Source organism: Bacillus sp. PK6-026 (assembly GCF_054161455.1).
Window position 1 is genome coordinate 139,646 of the sequence record NZ_CP096418.1, and the last position, 15,709, is coordinate 155,354.

A 15,709-nucleotide genomic window follows, 5' to 3' on the forward strand; every position below is an offset into this window, starting at 1 on the left:
ATGAAAGGGAGGCGAAATCGTGGCTAAAAAGTCAATGATTGCGAAACAAAAACGCACACCGAAGTTTAAAGTACAAGAGTACACTCGCTGCGAACGCTGCGGCCGTCCGCACTCTGTTATTCGTAAATTTAAACTTTGCCGTATTTGTTTCCGTGAACTTGCATATAAAGGACAAATTCCTGGCGTTAAAAAAGCCAGCTGGTAATCCCCGTTTATGGGAAGGAGGTTATTAAATAATGGTTATGACAGATCCGATTGCAGATATGCTGACTCGAATTCGTAATGCAAACATGGTACGTCATGAGAAGCTCGAAATTCCTGCTTCGAAGTTGAAAAGAGAAATCGCTGAAATCTTGAAAAGAGAAGGTTTCATCCGTGACGTAGAATTCATTGAAGATAACAAGCAAGGTATCATCCGTGTTTTCTTGAAATACGGACAAAACAACGAGCGTGTCATCACTGGCCTTAAGAGAATCAGCAAACCAGGTCTGCGCGTTTACGCTAAGTCAAACGAAGTGCCTCGCGTACTGAACGGACTTGGAATCGCAATTCTTTCTACATCACAAGGTGTGTTAACAGATAAAGAAGCCCGCGCTAAACAGGCTGGCGGAGAAGTATTAGCATACGTTTGGTAAGAAGTTTAACATGAATGGAGGTGTTTGGTATGTCTCGTGTAGGTAAGAAGCTACTTGAGATTCCTTCAGGCGTTACAGTTACTCTGAACGACAACACTGTAACCGTGAAAGGACCAAAAGGAGAATTAACTCGTACGTTTCATCCTGATATGAAGATTAAAATTGAGGACAATGTACTTACTGTAGAGCGTCCTTCAGATAATAAAGAACACCGTGCGCTGCATGGCACAACTCGCAGCATCATCGGAAACATGGTTGAAGGTGTATCTAAAGGTTTTGAAAGAGGTTTGGAATTAGTCGGTGTCGGTTACCGTGCTTCTAAATCCGGAAACAAACTTGTTTTGAACGTTGGATACTCTCACCCTGTAGAAATCGTTCCTGAAAACGGAATTGAAATCGAAGTTCCATCTCAAACAAAAGTGGTTGTAAAAGGTACAGATAAAGAGCGTGTTGGAGCTACTGCTGCAAACATTCGCGCTGTACGTTCTCCAGAACCTTACAAAGGCAAAGGGATCCGCTATGAAGGAGAAATGGTTCGTCGTAAAGAAGGTAAATCTGCTAAGTAAAACCGCTTAATGTGAGAAAGGAGTGACCCAGATGATTACGAAAACAAGCAAGAATGCTGCACGTCTTAAAAGACACGGTCGTGTTCGCGCGAAGCTTTCAGGAACCCCTGAGAGACCTCGTCTAAATGTTTTCCGTTCAAACAAACATATTTACGCACAAGTGATCGATGACGTGAACGGTGTTACACTTGTGAGTGCATCAACTCTTGATAAAGACTTTAACGCTGAAAATGGCAGCGATACGTCTGCGGCTGCAAAAGTTGGCGAGCTTGTTGCAAAACGCGCTTCTGAAAAAGGTATCACAAATGTCGTGTTCGACCGTGGCGGTTACCTTTATCATGGACGTGTAAAAGCATTGGCTGATGCTGCACGCGAAGCTGGATTAGAATTTTAATAAAAGAAGGAGGGACATATGAATATGCGTCGTATTGACCCAAGCAAATTAGAGTTAGAAGAACGCTTAGTTACCGTTAACCGCGTAGCGAAAGTTGTTAAAGGTGGTCGTCGTTTCCGCTTCGCAGCTCTAGTCGTTGTCGGTGACAAAAACGGACACGTAGGATTCGGTACTGGTAAAGCACAAGAAGTACCAGAAGCGATCCGCAAAGCTGTTGAAGATGCGAAAAAGAATTTGATCGAAGTACCAATGGTTGGAACTACAATTCCACACGAAATCATCGGACGTTTCGGTGCAGGAAACATCTTGTTAAAACCTGCTTCTGAAGGTACGGGAGTTATCGCTGGAGGCCCAGTACGTGCGGTACTTGAGCTTGCTGGTGTAGCTGATATCCTTTCTAAGTCTTTAGGTTCTAACACACCGATCAACATGATCCGTGCAACAGTCCAAGGTTTAAGCGAGCTGAAACGCGCTGAGGACGTTGCGAAGCTTCGTGGAAAATCTGTAGAAGAACTGTTAGGATAAGGAGGGAACATTAATGGCTAAATTAGAAATTACCCTCAAACGCAGTGTAATCGGACGCCCGGAAGATCAGCGTATTACTGTAAGAACGCTCGGTTTAAAGAAAACAAACCAAACTGTCGTTCATGAAGACAACGCTGCAATCCGCGGTATGGTTAACAAAGTATCTCATTTAGTTTCTGTTAAAGAACTTTAAAAATAAACGATAGGCTAAGGAGGTGTCCAAATGAAACTTCATGAATTAAAGCCCGCAGAAGGTTCACGTAAAACGCGCAACCGCGTAGGTCGTGGTATTGGTTCTGGTAACGGTAAAACAGCAGGTAAAGGTCATAAAGGTCAAAACGCTCGTTCTGGCGGCGGTGTACGTCCTGGATTCGAGGGTGGACAAATGCCTTTGTTCCAACGTCTTCCTAAACGCGGTTTCACAAACATCAACCGCAAGGATTTCGCTGTAGTCAACCTAGACAAACTCAACAGCTTTGCAGAAGGGACGGAAGTTACTCCTGAACTTCTTTTAGAAACAGGTGTAATCAGCAAGTTGAAATCTGGAGTGAAAATTCTTGGCGACGGTCAATTAGAAAAGAAATTAACTGTTAAAGCCAATAAATTCTCCGCTTCTGCTAAACAAGCAATTGAGGCTGCTGGCGGTACAGCTGAGGTGATCTAACTTGTTTAAGACAATCTCCAATTTTATGCGTGTGAAGGATATTCGGAATAAGATTATCTTCACTCTTTTAATGCTTATCGTCTTTCGTCTCGGTTCGTTCATTCCTGTGCCGCATGTAAACACAGAAGTTTTAAAGGCACAGGATCAAATGAGCGTATTTGGGATTCTAAACACATTTGGCGGCGGTGCATTGTTCAACTTCTCCATTCTTGCAATGGGAATCATGCCTTACATCACAGCTTCAATCATCATTCAGCTCCTGCAGATGGATGTTGTGCCGAAGTTTACCGAATGGTCTAAGCAAGGAGAAGTTGGTCGCCGAAAACTAGCACAGTTCACAAGGTACTTCACAATCGTTCTTGGATTTATCCAGGCTTTAGGTATGTCTTACGGGTTTAACAACATGGCCGGCGGCGCGTTGATTACAAACCCTGGAGTCGGTACTTATTTGCTTATTGCGGTTGTACTAACTGCTGGAACTGCTTTTTTAATGTGGCTGGGAGAACAAATTACGTCTCATGGAGTTGGTAACGGAATATCCATTATCATCTTCGCCGGTATCGTTGCCGGCATTCCGCAGACGATTAATCAGATCTACGCTCAGCAGTTTGTAGATGCTGGAGATCAGTTATTCTTGCAAATCATAAAGGTTGTCGTTATATTGGTTGCGATTTTGGCGATTGTCGTTGGCGTTATTTTCATCCAACAGGCAGTTAGAAAAATCTCAATTCAATATGCGAAAGGTTCAGGCCGTTCACCGGTTCCTGGCGGCCAGTCTACACACTTGCCGCTGAAGGTTAACCCGGCGGGAGTTATTCCGGTTATCTTTGCAGTAGCATTTATCACCACTCCGCGGACCGTGGCAACATTTTTTGGTACCAATGACGTCACGAATTGGATTCAAAAAACGTTTGATTACACGCATCCGGTCGGAATGGGAGTTTATGCGGCGTTGATCATCGCCTTTACCTATTTCTATGCATTTGTGCAGGTAAACCCTGAGCAAATGGCCGATAATCTTAAAAAACAAGGTGGCTATATTCCGGGAGTTCGTCCAGGAAAAATGACTCAAGATAGAATTACGAGCATTTTGTATCGACTTACATTTGTAGGCTCCATATTCTTGGCCGTGATTGCCATTCTTCCTGTCTTGTTCGTTAATATTGCTGGGCTGCCTTCATCTGCACAAATTGGTGGAACAAGTTTGCTGATTGTCATCGGGGTTGCACTTGAAACAATGAAGCAGCTTGAAAGCCAGCTGGTAAAACGAAACTATCGTGGATTTATGAAGCACTAGAGGAAATGGGGCGCGCCCATTCCCTCTAAAATAGAGAGGACGGGGAATCCGAAATGAACTTAGTCTTAATGGGACTGCCTGGAGCCGGTAAAGGGACACAGGCTGAACGGATTGTTGAAGATTTTGGGATACCTCATATCTCAACAGGAGACATGTTCCGCGCTGCGATGAAAGAAGAAACGGATCTGGGACTCGAAGCCAAATCATACATTGATAAAGGTGAGCTTGTTCCGGATGAAGTGACAATTGGTATTGTCAGGGAGAGACTTGGCAAGAATGATTGTGACGGAGGTTTTCTTCTGGACGGATTTCCGAGAACAGTCGCTCAAGCTGAAGCACTTGAGGAAATTCTTAAAGGACTTGGCAAGTCGATTGACCATGTCATCAACATTCAAGTCGATAAAGATGCATTGATGGAACGTCTGACAGGACGCAGAATCTGCAGAAACTGCGGTGCAACTTATCATTTAGTCTTTAATCCGCCTGCGAAAGAAAATGTATGCGACAAGTGTGGAGGAGAGCTTTATCAGCGTGAAGACGATAATGAAGCTACTGTATCTACACGGTTAGAGGTCAACATGAAGCAAACCCAGCCTTTACTCGATTTCTATGCGGATAAAGGATATCTCGTAAACATTGACGGGCAGAAGCACATCAATGAAGTTTACGCTGATATAAAGGAGCTTCTCGGAGGCCTGGACAAATGATTATTTGTAAAACTCCCCGAGAAATCGAAATCATGCGGGAAGCCGGAAGAATTGTCGCTTTAACTCATCAGGAGCTGAAAAAGCACATTAAACCCGGCATCTCGACAAAAGAACTGGATCAAATTGCCGAACGTTTTATTACAAAGCAAGGTGCAATCCCGTCTTTTAAAGGGTATAATGGTTTTCGCGGGAGCATTTGCGTTTCGGTCAACGAAGAACTCGTGCACGGTATTCCGGGAAAACGGGTCCTTCGCGACGGAGACATCATCAGCATCGATATCGGTGCGAAGCTGAACGGTTATCATGGTGACTCTGCATGGACTTATCCAGTGGGTACGATTAGCGATGATGATCAAAAGCTGCTGGATGTGACAGAGGAGTCTTTATATAGAGGCTTGAAGGAAGCAAAACCGGGAGAACGTTTGTCGAATATTTCCCACGCAATTCAAACGTATGTCGAAAGCGAACAATTTTCAGTCGTCAGGGAATATGTAGGACACGGGGTAGGGCAGGATCTTCATGAGGATCCGCAAATTCCTCACTACGGTCCGCCGAACAAAGGCCCGCGTTTAAAGCCTGGCATGGTCCTGGCCATTGAGCCGATGGTCAATGCAGGCACACGCTATGTCAAAACATTGGCTGACAACTGGACGGTTGTAACTGTGGACGGGAAGAAGTGTGCTCACTTTGAACACACGATTGCCATAACGGAAGCCGGTTTTGAGATACTGACAAAAGCCTAGGTGAAATGAGATGTATCGGAAAACACCTGAAATTGGACAGTTCGTACGCATAGCAAAAGGCCGCGAAATGAACCAATACGCAGTTGTTATTGATATAGTCGATCATCATCATGTGCTGGTAGCAGACGGAGAAAAGCGTAAATTTCATTCTCCTAAGAAAAAGAATATCAATCATTTAACCTTTTATGATTGCGTATCTCCGGAAGTTCAGAACAGTATAAACGAAACAGGGCGTGTGACAAACGGAAAATTGAGATTTTCTCTTTTGAAATTTGTCAGAGAGCAAGTTACTGATTTGAAGAAGGGAGAACACTTGAATGGCGAAAGACGATGTAATTGAAGTGGAAGGTACTGTAGTCGAAACGCTGCCAAACGCAATGTTCAAAGTTGAACTTGAGAATGGTCATACGGTTTTGGCTCACGTATCTGGTAAAATCCGCATGCACTTCATTCGCATTTTACCTGGAGACAAAGTTACGGTAGAATTATCTCCATATGACTTAACTCGTGGTAGAATTACGTACCGTTACAAATAAAGCACTCCGGAAATTGAAGGAGGTTGGAAACACATGAAAGTGAGACCATCAGTTAAACCGATCTGTGAAAAATGTAAGGTCATTCGCAGAAAAGGAAAAGTAATGGTGATCTGTGAAAATCCAAAGCATAAACAAAAACAAGGATAATTTTTAAGGAGGTGCGAGAGAGATGGCTCGTATTGCTGGTGTAGATATCCCACGTGATAAACGTGTTGTTATTTCATTAACATACATCTTTGGAATCGGTCGTACAACGGCTCAGCAAATCTTAAAAGAAGCTGGAGTTTCTGAAGATACTCGCGTTCGTGATTTGACTGAAGAAGAACTTGGTAAAATCCGTGACGTGATTGACAAATTGAAAGTTGAAGGTGACCTTCGCCGTGAAGTGTCTCTTAACATCAAACGTCTGATCGAAATCGGAAGCTACCGCGGAATTCGTCATCGTCGCGGATTGCCTGTTCGCGGTCAAAATACTAAAAATAACGCGCGTACTCGTAAAGGTCCGCGTCGTACTGTAGCTAACAAGAAAAAATAAGCAAGGGAGGTAATTAAACAATGGCTGCTGCTCGTAAAACAAACACGCGTAAACGCCGCGTGAAAAAGAATATTGAATCTGGAATTGCTCATATCCGTTCAACTTTCAACAACACGATTGTTACTATCACAGATGTTCATGGTAATGCTCTTTCTTGGTCAAGCGCCGGATCTCTTGGATTTAAAGGTTCTAAAAAATCCACTCCGTTTGCTGCGCAAATGGCCGCTGAAACAGCTGCTAAAGGTTCTATCGAACATGGACTTAAAACTCTTGAAGTTACTGTAAAAGGACCTGGTTCTGGCCGTGAAGCTGCAATTCGTGCACTTCAAGCTGCTGGACTGGAAGTTACAGCAATCAGAGACGTAACGCCTGTTCCTCATAACGGATGCCGTCCGCCAAAACGTCGCCGCGTGTAATTTGTTTGTATAGATTTTGTGTCCCTGTCAATAATGGGTTATGATACAGTTAATTTATAAAACGAATGCACACTCGTTGCCTGAGCACATACGGGACTAAACAATGGGGAATTTCGGATAGAATCAGAGAAATTCTTTCCGGGGTTTCGACGTTTTGAAGGAGGGTTTTATGAAATGATCGAGATTGAAAAACCAAAAATCGAAACGGTTGAAATCAGCGACGATGCCAAGTATGGTAAATTTGTCGTAGAGCCACTTGAGCGTGGATATGGTACAACTTTGGGTAACTCCTTACGTCGTATCCTTTTATCCTCACTCCCTGGTGCCGCTGTAACATCGATCCAAATAGATGGTGTACTGCATGAATTCTCGACGATCGAAGGCGTCGTTGAAGATGTTACAACGATTATCTTAAACATTAAAAAACTTGCACTGAAAATCTACTCTGAAGAAGAGAAGACGCTTGAGATTGATGTACAGGGTGAAGGAGTTGTAACAGCTGCTGATATTACCCACGACAGTGATGTTGAGATTTTGAATCCTGATCTTCACATTGCGACTCTTGGCCAAAATGCGAGTTTTCGAGTTCGCTTAACCGCTCAAAGAGGTCGCGGGTATACACCAGCTGACTCGAATAAGAGAGACGATCAGCCAATTGGGGTCATCCCGATTGATTCCATCTTTACACCTGTTTCTCGTGTAACATATCAAGTTGAGAATACTCGTGTGGGTCAGATTACAAACTATGACAAACTTACGCTTGACGTATGGACAGATGGAAGCACTGGACCAAAAGAAGCAATTGCGCTTGGTTCAAAGATTTTGACTGAACACCTTAATATTTTTGTCGGTTTGACCGACGAAGCTCAGCATGCTGAAATCATGGTTGAAAAAGAAGAGGACCAAAAAGAAAAAGTTCTTGAAATGACTATTGAAGAGCTCGATCTTTCAGTCCGTTCTTACAACTGCTTGAAGCGTGCGGGAATCAATACAGTTCAAGAACTTGCGAACAAAACTGAAGAAGATATGATGAAAGTTCGCAACCTGGGTCGCAAGTCGCTTGAAGAAGTAAAAGCGAAACTTGAAGAACTTGGACTTGGCCTTCGCAAAGACGATTGACTAGTTTCCATGTGAACTAGGATTTTCGTGTGTTTTTTATTTCAGATCGAGTATTTCAATAAAGGAGGGGACACCACATGTCATACAGAAAACTAGGACGCACTAGTGCACAGCGTAAAGCAATGCTGCGTGATCTTACAACAGACTTGATCATCAACGAGAGAATCGAAACAACAGAAGCTCGCGCGAAAGAACTTCGCTCTGTTGTAGAAAAAATGATTACACTTGGCAAGCGCGGAGATTTACACGCACGCCGCCAAGCAGCTGCATACATCCGCAATGAGGTTGCAGATGCAGAGAAAGACCAAGATGCACTCCAAAAACTTTTCTCTGATGTAGCACCTCGTTATGAAGAGCGCCAAGGCGGATACACACGTATTATGAAGCTTGGTCCTCGCCGTGGTGACGGAGCACCAATGGCTATCATCGAATTGGTTTAATCACATATTTTGTGTGTCTAAAGAAGGGCGGGACAGTTTTTAACTGGATCTATGCCCTTTTTTTAGATACCGGGGAATTTTCTATGATAAAAGAATAGTCAGAAAAGCAGAGCTTTAGAGGAGAGGAGGCCGGACGGGCAAATGAATCAAGATCGATTAATAGCTGCAGAGGATATCACGTTTCGCTACCAGAAAGATGCGGACAGGCCTGCGCTTGATCATGTATCTTTCCATGTGTCGAAAGGAGAATGGCTTGCGATCGTAGGTCACAACGGCTCAGGGAAGTCGACGCTCGCCCGTGCTTTAAACGGACTGATCCTGCCTGACGAAGGATCGATTGATGTCGGCGGTATTCAGCTGACGGAAGAGACGGTCTGGGATGTCCGAAAAAAAATCGGCATGGTGTTTCAAAATCCGGATAACCAATTTGTCGGGACAACCGTCCGCGATGATGTGGCTTTTGGTTTAGAAAACAACGGAGTTCCAAGAGAAGACATGGTGGAAAGGGTGGATTGGGCCGTTCAACAGGTGAACATGCAAGAATTTCTCGATCAAGAGCCGCACCATCTCTCTGGAGGGCAAAAGCAGCGTGTTGCGATTGCGGGAGTGCTTGCCGCCCGTCCTGACATCATGATTCTCGACGAGGCGACTTCCATGCTCGACCCGATGGGACGGGAAGAAGTGCTGGATACGGTCAGAAGGCTGAAAGACCAGGGAATGGTTACGGTCATTTCGATTACACATGACTTAAACGAAGCTGCTAAGGCCGACCGGATCATCGTCATGAACGGCGGAAGAAAATTTGCCGAAGGCACGCCGCAGGAAGTCTTTCGTCTGAATCAAGACCTGATAAAAATCGGGCTTGATTTGCCTTTTTCTTTTCAGCTCAGCCAAATGCTGAAGGAAAGCGGTCTGGCTTTGAAAGGCGATCATCTGACACAAGAAGGATTGGTGAATGAGCTATGGACATTGAAATCAAAGATGTAGAGCACCGATACCAGATGAAAACGCCTTTTGAACGCCTTGCGATCTATGATGTCAACGCCGTGATTAAAGAAGGAAGCTATGTCGCTGTGATCGGCCATACAGGATCGGGAAAATCGACGTTGCTTCAGCACCTGAACGGGCTTTTAAAACCGACAAAAGGACAGATACGCCTCGGCGGGGACGTTCTCGAAGCAGGCAAAAAGAATAAACACTTAAAAGCTTTGCGGAAAAAGGTCGGGATTGTCTTTCAGTTTCCTGAACATCAGCTGTTTGAAGAAACAATTTTAAAGGACATTTCATTCGGCCCGATCAATTTCGGCATGAGCCGGGAGAAGGCGGAAGAAAAGGCGAGGGAAATGCTGAAGCTTGTAGGTTTGGATGAGGAGCTGTCCGACAGGTCCCCGTTTGAACTAAGCGGCGGGCAAATGCGCCGCGTGGCCATTGCGGGAGTGCTGGCGATGGAGCCGGAGGTTCTCGTCCTCGATGAACCGACGGCAGGGCTTGACCCAAGAGGCCGCAAAGAGATCATGGACATGTTCTACAGCCTCCATAAGCAGAGGAATCTGACGACGATTCTCGTCACCCACAGTATGGAAGATGCGGCGGCGTATGCAGATGAACTGATTGTGATGCATAAAGGCACGGTCAAAGCAAAAGGGACGCCGCGGGAGCTTTTTTCAAGGAAAGACGATATCGCTGCCTTTGGGCTTGATTTGCCGGAAACGATTAAATTCCAAAAACGTCTTGAAGAAACGCTGGGCATTACGTTCAAAGCGCCGATCTTGACGATTGAAGAAGCAGCCTCCGAAATTAAAGCTCTTTTTCAGGAGGAAAATGCCCTATGATGGACAATATCATTATCGGCAAATATGTACCCGGGACATCGATCATTCACCGGCTTGATCCGCGTACAAAGCTGTTAACCATTTTCCTTTTTGTCTTTATCGTTTTTTTCGCGAATAATACGGAAACATATGCACTGCTCGGCCTGTTTACGGTCGCAGCCGCAGCTTTGTCGGGCGTTCCGGTGCGATTCCTTTTAAAAGGGATGAAGCCCGTGTTCTGGATTGTGCTGTTTACGTTTCTGCTTCATATTTTTATGACAAGGGAAGGGCCGCTTCTCGCCGATCTCGGCTTGTTTAAAATTTATGAGCAGGGGCTTGTTCAAGGGATTTTTATTTCGCTGCGCTTTGTTTACCTCATCATGATCACAACGATTTTAACATTGACGACGACTCCAATCGAAGTGACCGATGGTTTGGAGCATTTGCTCGGTCCGTTTAAAAAATTAAAGCTTCCCGTTCATGAACTCGCTCTCATGATGTCCATCTCCCTCAGATTTATACCGACTCTGCTCGAAGAGACGGATAAGATCATGAAAGCGCAAATGGCAAGAGGCGTTGATTTTACGAACGGCCCGGTCAAAGAACGTGTCAAAGCGATCGTTCCTCTTCTTGTTCCGCTGTTTGTCAGTGCCTTTAAAAGAGCCGAAGAGCTTGCAACTGCGATGGAGGCGCGAGGATACAGGGGAGGGGAAGGCCGTACAAAATACAGGCAGCTGACGTGGAAATGGAAGGATACTTCCGTGCTCCTCATTTTAGCTGGTCTTGGCGTATTGCTAATTTTATTGCGGACTTAGGTGATAGACGATGAGAATGAAGTGTACGATTTCATATGACGGACACCTTTTTTACGGCTACCAAGTGCAGCCTGGTCAAAGAACGGTGCAGGATGAGCTTGAAAAAGCGCTGCAAACGCTCCATAAAGCGAAGGAGCGTATTCCTGTCGTTTCATCCGGGCGCACCGACAGCGGCGTTCACGCGGTCGGACAGACGATTCATTTTGACAGTCCGCTATCCATCCCTGAGGCGAAATGGCCGTATGCTTTGAATGCCCTGCTGCCTGATGATATATCGGTCCACAATGCGGAAGCTGTGGATGATCAATTTCATGCGAGGTTTTCTGCAAAAAGAAAAGAATACCGGTATATGATTTACAGGGGCAGACATCCGGACGTTTTTAAACGCCACTATGCATACCATGTTCCGTATGACCTTGATATGGAAAAAGTCCAAGAAGCCTCCCGCTTTCTGGTTGGAACCCATGATTTCACAAGCTTTTGTGCAACCAAAACCGAAGTGAAGGACAAAGTTAGAACGGTCTATGAACTCGAATGGTCTGACACAGGGGACGGACTGCAGATGAGGATTGTGGGCAGCGGATTTTTGTATAACATGGTTAGAATCATTGCCGGCACGCTTCTTGATGTAGGAACCGGAAAATTTTCCCCTGGAGACATTGAAAAGATGATTCTTGCCAGAAGCCGCGATGCCGCAGGGCGCACTGCACCGGCGCACGGCTTGTATTTATGGCGTGTTATCTATGACAACTAAACCAGGTGTAACATTTTCTTGACAGAGAGTACAGAAAGTTATAAGATATCATATGGTATGTATTTCAACCCCACGATAAGCCCCGGAAACTTATTGTGTTTTGAAATAGAACGTAATTGAAGTTTATTGAAAATGGCAGATTTATTTAGGAGGGAAATTTAATGCGTACAACACCTATGGCTAACGCAAGTAATATTGAACGCAAGTGGTTAGTTGTTGATGCTGCTGGCAAGACGCTAGGACGTCTTTCTACAGAAGTTGCATCTATCCTTCGCGGAAAACATAAACCAACTTACACACCACACGTTGACACTGGAGATCATGTGATCATCATCAACGCTGAAAAAATCGAGTTAACTGGTAAAAAGTTAACGGACAAAATCTACTACCGTCACACTCAACATCCAGGCGGTTTAAAATCAAGAACTGCTCTTGAAATGCGTACAAACTACCCTGAGAAAATGCTTGAACTTGCGATCAAAGGCATGCTTCCAAAAGGTTCTCTAGGTCGTCAAATGTTCAAAAAATTGAACGTATACCGTGGTTCTGAGCATCCACACCAAGCACAAAAACCTGAAGTTTACGAACTTCGCGGTTAATTAAAAAGGAGGTTACCAATTTGGCACAGGTTCAATATTACGGTACTGGCCGTCGTAAAAGCTCTGTAGCGCGTGTGCGTTTAGTTCCAGGAGAAGGCCGTATCATCGTGAATAATCGTGAAATCAGCGAGCACATCCCATCTGCAGCTCTAATCGAAGATATCAAACAACCATTAAATTTGACTGAAACAGCTGGTACTTATGACGTTTTAGTAAACGTCCATGGAGGCGGCTTATCCGGTCAATCCGGAGCAATCCGTCACGGTATCGCCCGCGCTTTGCTTGAAGCAGATCCGGAATACCGTTCAACTCTAAAACGTGCCGGTCTACTGACTCGTGACGCACGTATGAAAGAACGTAAAAAATACGGACTTAAAGGCGCACGCCGTGCACCTCAGTTCTCAAAACGTTAATTTATGGCGTTTCAAAGGCTCTCAAGACTTTTGTCTTGGGGGTCTTTTTTATTGCTGCCGTCCTACATATGAAGCGGATACCGGAACACGGTTCATCTCCCGCGCCCAGACGGATATTTGTCCGATGTGATGTATTTCATGGGCGATCAAATGCCTTAAAATGTCGCCTTGTGTATAGGTATCTTCTGACCAAGACGTTTTGACAGGCTTTTGTTCGGCTGTGCTGGAAAAATGAAAAACCACACTCTCAACCTCGGGACGATACGCTTCAGAAAACTTGATAATGTGCTGAATCGACGGATAGTCGGAAAACTCGGGAGTGAAGTCCGGCTTGTCTAAAATGGCATACATCCAGCTCACCTCAACATCGACAATATGAAACAAGTTTTTCAAAATGCTTTCCATACCGCCTGAACGCTTCTTTTCGATTTCCTCCGGCTGCTGCTTCAGGCACCAGTCAAACCATTCATCACGAACTTGCCAATTATACTGAAACAAACCTTTCATCTCATGCTCACCTCTCCTAATATGTTCGGCTTTTCGCTCTGTTTCCCTTCCCGGATTGCCAAGGATACACATTCATGATGTAATTAGTCTTACAAAGCATGAAGGAGAGAAAAGATGATTCAAACAATGATGAAACAGTTGCATACTGAATTAAAACAACATTTCCGTCCGTTTTTGAATCCTCCTGCAACAGAGGAAGACATTCAAAAAGCTGAAAATGAAATGGAAGCTACGTTTCCTGAAGAGCTCAGGGCGCTTTATCTTACCCATAATGGTGAAAAAGAATCGGGCCCCGGATTATTTTTCGGACTTCCTTTTCTTTCCTTGCAAGAAATGCTCACGGAGTGGCGAATATGGAAGGGGCTTGAAGGAGATGGAGAATTGGGAGAGATCGATGCATATTCGGTTCCGCCGTGTTGGATTAAAGAAAAATATGTGAACCGCCGATGGATTCCGATTAGCAGGGATTACGGAGGAAATCATATTGGTGTAGACCTTGATCCTGATCAGGAGGGGCAAGCCGGACAAGTGATCAATTTCGGGCGAGACGAAGAAATAAAGTATGTGATTGCTCATCATGTGACAGATTTACTGATCCATATAACAAATACGCTCAAAAATGGTCATTATACAATTGATGAATATGATGATGCTGTCAGCTGGAGCTACGGCAAAGAGGAAGAGCTTCATTTCCTGGATGCCATCCGTTCTATGGAACTTCCGGTGTTGCATGCAAGACCGCAGGAAGCCAATCTTGAACATACGGACCGATGGCTTCGTCAGCTGGACGATCGCTGGACTGCGATTGTGGAAACGATGGCTGAAAGTCCAAAGGCATTTTGTAACAAGATAAAGCTGCGTTTAGCGGGCAGGGAGCTGACACACATTAAACCGCTATCAATCTGTACGGATATGAGGGAATTAAATATAAGTGCAAATCGTATTCATGATTTAACGCCTTTGCAAAGCATGATCTTTTTGAAAAAGCTTTATCTTGGAAATAACCCGGTAGCAGATTTAAAGCCAATCGCTCAATTGAAACATCTGCAGTATTTAAATGTGGAGAAAACATGCGTGATCGATTTGTCTCCGCTTGCGGATTTATCATCTTTGAGAGGATTGGATATGACAGATATTCAAGCTGCAGAATACGCGCCGCTCAGTCACTGTAAAAACCTTGAGTTTTTAAAGGTAGATGTTTGTAATGAAAAGCAAATAAACGATATTTCTCAAATCAGCACGTTGAAACGATTACATATACGCGGAGATGAACATGTATCCGAAGAAGAGATAAAAGCGATAGCAGGTTTGAAAACATTAAGGTCTTTAACGGTTGAAAATATTACGTTAGAAAACGTTGATTTCTTAGGCACGATTCATACGCTTCAAACACTAAAACTTATAAATTCGTCCGTTAAAGACGGATCCGTTCTTGCCAGCCTGGAACATCTGAAAAGACTGGAATTGGATGGTTCTGAAATCGTAAACCTTAAAGTGGTGGCCCAATCTCCTTCTTTAGAGGAGTTTACCGGTTCTTTTGACCAATTTTATGTATTGAAGGACATATGCAAGAAAAAAGTGGATTTCTCTAAAGTAATTGGCGATATGTCTGAAGAAGAAGAGGAGATATGGAGCAGCTATGTGAGTGAATAGCTTCATCTCGCGGCTCCTAATATTTTCGGCTTCTTCCTCCGTTTCCCTTCCTCAGAAAAGCATGATTTCCGGCTTCTGACTGCACAATACAAGGTAAAAAGGAGGCGGTTCTATGGGGACGGTCGTATCTTTTAATAATGAAAAACAAAAGAAGCAGATCAATTTGGAAAAAAAGCTTCTGCGCGAACTGTCTTTGGAAAAAATGCTGAATTCTGCGGAGGAATGCTTTGCTCCTCTTTTTCACTTTTTTTCTAAGCACACGGATATTTTGTATGACGGCTGCATCGATTTTGCCATTGAGGCCTATTTGCTGGGAGCCGAGTACGGAAAGTTCGGCTATCACGGAGAACCCGTTCAACGAGCGATGGTCCGCTCAGAAAAAGAAGAAAAACAGCTTCTGCATGAGCTTTATGAATATGCGGTGAGCTGGTCTGAGGCTTTTAATATTCAAACGGCTCATGAACCACTCTATTATGCGTGCGAATACTTCATCCAAAGCTGGTGGAAGGAAGGCTTCAGCCAGCGTGAAAGACGCTTTAAGCTTCGGCTCAGATAATTTATGTAAAAGTGCGGCCAAGCT

The 15,709-nt window shown here is 44.4% G+C and carries 26 protein-coding genes; 25 read left to right on the forward strand and 1 reads right to left on the reverse strand.

Annotation, left to right across the window (positions count from 1 at the left end; genetic code table 11):
* The first annotated feature begins 19 nt into the window (after positions 1-19).
* From rpsN to rpsI, 23 genes are all read left to right on the forward strand, one after another.
* On the forward strand, positions 20-205 hold the full coding sequence (gene rpsN, locus M1D59_RS00750) for a 30S ribosomal protein S14 (protein ID WP_003178353.1): 186 nt from the start codon (positions 20-22) through the stop codon (positions 203-205).
* A 31-nt stretch (positions 206-236) separates the two neighbouring features.
* Positions 237-635, forward strand: a complete 399-nt coding sequence (gene rpsH / locus M1D59_RS00755; RefSeq protein WP_003178355.1) for a 30S ribosomal protein S8 — start codon at positions 237-239, stop codon at positions 633-635.
* Between the two features lie 29 nt (positions 636-664).
* The gene (rplF, locus tag M1D59_RS00760; RefSeq protein ID WP_003178356.1) at positions 665-1,201 is read left to right on the forward strand and encodes a 50S ribosomal protein L6; all 537 of its coding nucleotides are present in this window, start codon (positions 665-667) and stop codon (positions 1,199-1,201) included.
* A 31-nt stretch (positions 1,202-1,232) separates the two neighbouring features.
* Entirely contained in the window at positions 1,233-1,595 is a 363-nt protein-coding gene (rplR, locus tag M1D59_RS00765; protein ID WP_020449866.1) for a 50S ribosomal protein L18, read from the forward strand.
* 24 nt (positions 1,596-1,619) lie between these two features.
* Positions 1,620-2,120, forward strand: a complete 501-nt coding sequence (rpsE, locus tag M1D59_RS00770; protein ID WP_023855910.1) for a 30S ribosomal protein S5 — start codon at positions 1,620-1,622, stop codon at positions 2,118-2,120.
* 13 nt (positions 2,121-2,133) lie between these two features.
* Complete coding sequence (gene rpmD / locus M1D59_RS00775; protein ID WP_020449868.1) at positions 2,134-2,313, forward strand: 50S ribosomal protein L30; 180 nt, start codon at positions 2,134-2,136, stop codon at positions 2,311-2,313.
* A gap of 30 nt (positions 2,314-2,343) precedes the next feature.
* Positions 2,344-2,784 carry a 50S ribosomal protein L15 gene (gene rplO, locus M1D59_RS00780; protein WP_020449869.1) on the forward strand — a complete coding sequence of 147 codons (441 nt, stop codon included), beginning with the start codon at positions 2,344-2,346 and terminating at the stop codon, positions 2,782-2,784.
* 1 nt (position 2,785) lies between these two features.
* Positions 2,786-4,081, forward strand: coding sequence for a preprotein translocase subunit SecY (gene secY / locus M1D59_RS00785; protein ID WP_020449870.1), 1,296 nt, complete (start codon positions 2,786-2,788; stop codon positions 4,079-4,081).
* Positions 4,082-4,134: 53 nt separating this feature from the next.
* The gene (locus tag M1D59_RS00790; protein WP_020449871.1) at positions 4,135-4,788 is read left to right on the forward strand and encodes an adenylate kinase; all 654 of its coding nucleotides are present in this window, start codon (positions 4,135-4,137) and stop codon (positions 4,786-4,788) included.
* A complete protein-coding gene (gene map / locus M1D59_RS00795; protein WP_023855909.1) occupies positions 4,785-5,531 on the forward strand; it encodes a type I methionyl aminopeptidase in 747 nt (248 codons plus the stop codon). Before M1D59_RS00790 ends, map begins: the two co-directional genes overlap by 4 nt.
* A 10-nt stretch (positions 5,532-5,541) precedes the next feature.
* The gene (locus M1D59_RS00800) at positions 5,542-5,871 is read left to right on the forward strand and encodes a KOW domain-containing RNA-binding protein (protein WP_020449873.1); all 330 of its coding nucleotides are present in this window, start codon (positions 5,542-5,544) and stop codon (positions 5,869-5,871) included.
* A complete protein-coding gene (gene infA, locus M1D59_RS00805) occupies positions 5,849-6,067 on the forward strand; it encodes a translation initiation factor IF-1 (protein ID WP_003178377.1) in 219 nt (72 codons plus the stop codon). The genes M1D59_RS00800 and infA overlap by 23 nt, the downstream gene beginning before the upstream one ends.
* 33 nt (positions 6,068-6,100) lie before the next feature.
* On the forward strand, positions 6,101-6,214 hold the full coding sequence (gene rpmJ / locus M1D59_RS00810) for a 50S ribosomal protein L36 (protein ID WP_003156543.1): 114 nt from the start codon (positions 6,101-6,103) through the stop codon (positions 6,212-6,214).
* A 22-nt stretch (positions 6,215-6,236) separates the two neighbouring features.
* Positions 6,237-6,602: a 30S ribosomal protein S13 gene (rpsM, locus tag M1D59_RS00815; RefSeq protein ID WP_003178378.1), complete on the forward strand. Its 366-nt coding sequence runs from the start codon at positions 6,237-6,239 to the stop codon at positions 6,600-6,602.
* A 20-nt stretch (positions 6,603-6,622) separates the two neighbouring features.
* Complete coding sequence (gene rpsK / locus M1D59_RS00820) at positions 6,623-7,018, forward strand: 30S ribosomal protein S11 (protein WP_020449874.1); 396 nt, start codon at positions 6,623-6,625, stop codon at positions 7,016-7,018.
* Between the two features lie 174 nt (positions 7,019-7,192).
* On the forward strand, positions 7,193-8,137 hold the full coding sequence (locus M1D59_RS00825; protein WP_020449875.1) for a DNA-directed RNA polymerase subunit alpha: 945 nt from the start codon (positions 7,193-7,195) through the stop codon (positions 8,135-8,137).
* Positions 8,138-8,214: 77 nt separating this feature from the next.
* Positions 8,215-8,577, forward strand: coding sequence for a 50S ribosomal protein L17 (gene rplQ / locus M1D59_RS00830; RefSeq protein ID WP_020449876.1), 363 nt, complete (start codon positions 8,215-8,217; stop codon positions 8,575-8,577).
* A 141-nt stretch (positions 8,578-8,718) separates the two neighbouring features.
* On the forward strand, positions 8,719-9,564 hold the full coding sequence (locus M1D59_RS00835) for an energy-coupling factor ABC transporter ATP-binding protein (RefSeq protein WP_026578982.1): 846 nt from the start codon (positions 8,719-8,721) through the stop codon (positions 9,562-9,564).
* Positions 9,540-10,409, forward strand: a complete 870-nt coding sequence (locus tag M1D59_RS00840) for an energy-coupling factor ABC transporter ATP-binding protein (RefSeq protein ID WP_020449878.1) — start codon at positions 9,540-9,542, stop codon at positions 10,407-10,409. Before M1D59_RS00835 ends, M1D59_RS00840 begins: the two co-directional genes overlap by 25 nt.
* On the forward strand, positions 10,406-11,203 hold the full coding sequence (locus tag M1D59_RS00845; protein ID WP_023855906.1) for an energy-coupling factor transporter transmembrane component T family protein: 798 nt from the start codon (positions 10,406-10,408) through the stop codon (positions 11,201-11,203). The genes M1D59_RS00840 and M1D59_RS00845 overlap by 4 nt, the downstream gene beginning before the upstream one ends.
* A 10-nt stretch (positions 11,204-11,213) precedes the next feature.
* Positions 11,214-11,957, forward strand: a complete 744-nt coding sequence (gene truA / locus M1D59_RS00850; protein WP_025810423.1) for a tRNA pseudouridine(38-40) synthase TruA — start codon at positions 11,214-11,216, stop codon at positions 11,955-11,957.
* A 161-nt stretch (positions 11,958-12,118) separates the two neighbouring features.
* Positions 12,119-12,556: a 50S ribosomal protein L13 gene (gene rplM, locus M1D59_RS00855; protein ID WP_003178393.1), complete on the forward strand. Its 438-nt coding sequence runs from the start codon at positions 12,119-12,121 to the stop codon at positions 12,554-12,556.
* 20 nt (positions 12,557-12,576) lie between these two features.
* Positions 12,577-12,969, forward strand: coding sequence for a 30S ribosomal protein S9 (gene rpsI, locus M1D59_RS00860; protein ID WP_023855904.1), 393 nt, complete (start codon positions 12,577-12,579; stop codon positions 12,967-12,969).
* A 48-nt stretch (positions 12,970-13,017) separates the two neighbouring features.
* Here the strand turns inward: rpsI and M1D59_RS00865 are convergent, their stop codons facing one another.
* Positions 13,018-13,476, reverse strand: a complete 459-nt coding sequence (locus tag M1D59_RS00865) for a DinB family protein (RefSeq protein WP_023855903.1) — start codon at positions 13,474-13,476, stop codon at positions 13,018-13,020.
* A 129-nt stretch (positions 13,477-13,605) separates the two neighbouring features.
* On the opposite strand from M1D59_RS00865, the gene M1D59_RS00870 reads away from it, so the two are divergent.
* Entirely contained in the window at positions 13,606-15,129 is a 1,524-nt protein-coding gene (locus tag M1D59_RS00870) for an SMI1/KNR4 family protein (protein ID WP_458118033.1), read from the forward strand.
* Positions 15,130-15,241: 112 nt separating this feature from the next.
* Entirely contained in the window at positions 15,242-15,685 is a 444-nt protein-coding gene (locus M1D59_RS00875; protein WP_023855901.1) for a YbaK family protein, read from the forward strand.
* Positions 15,686-15,709: the final 24 nt, after the last annotated feature.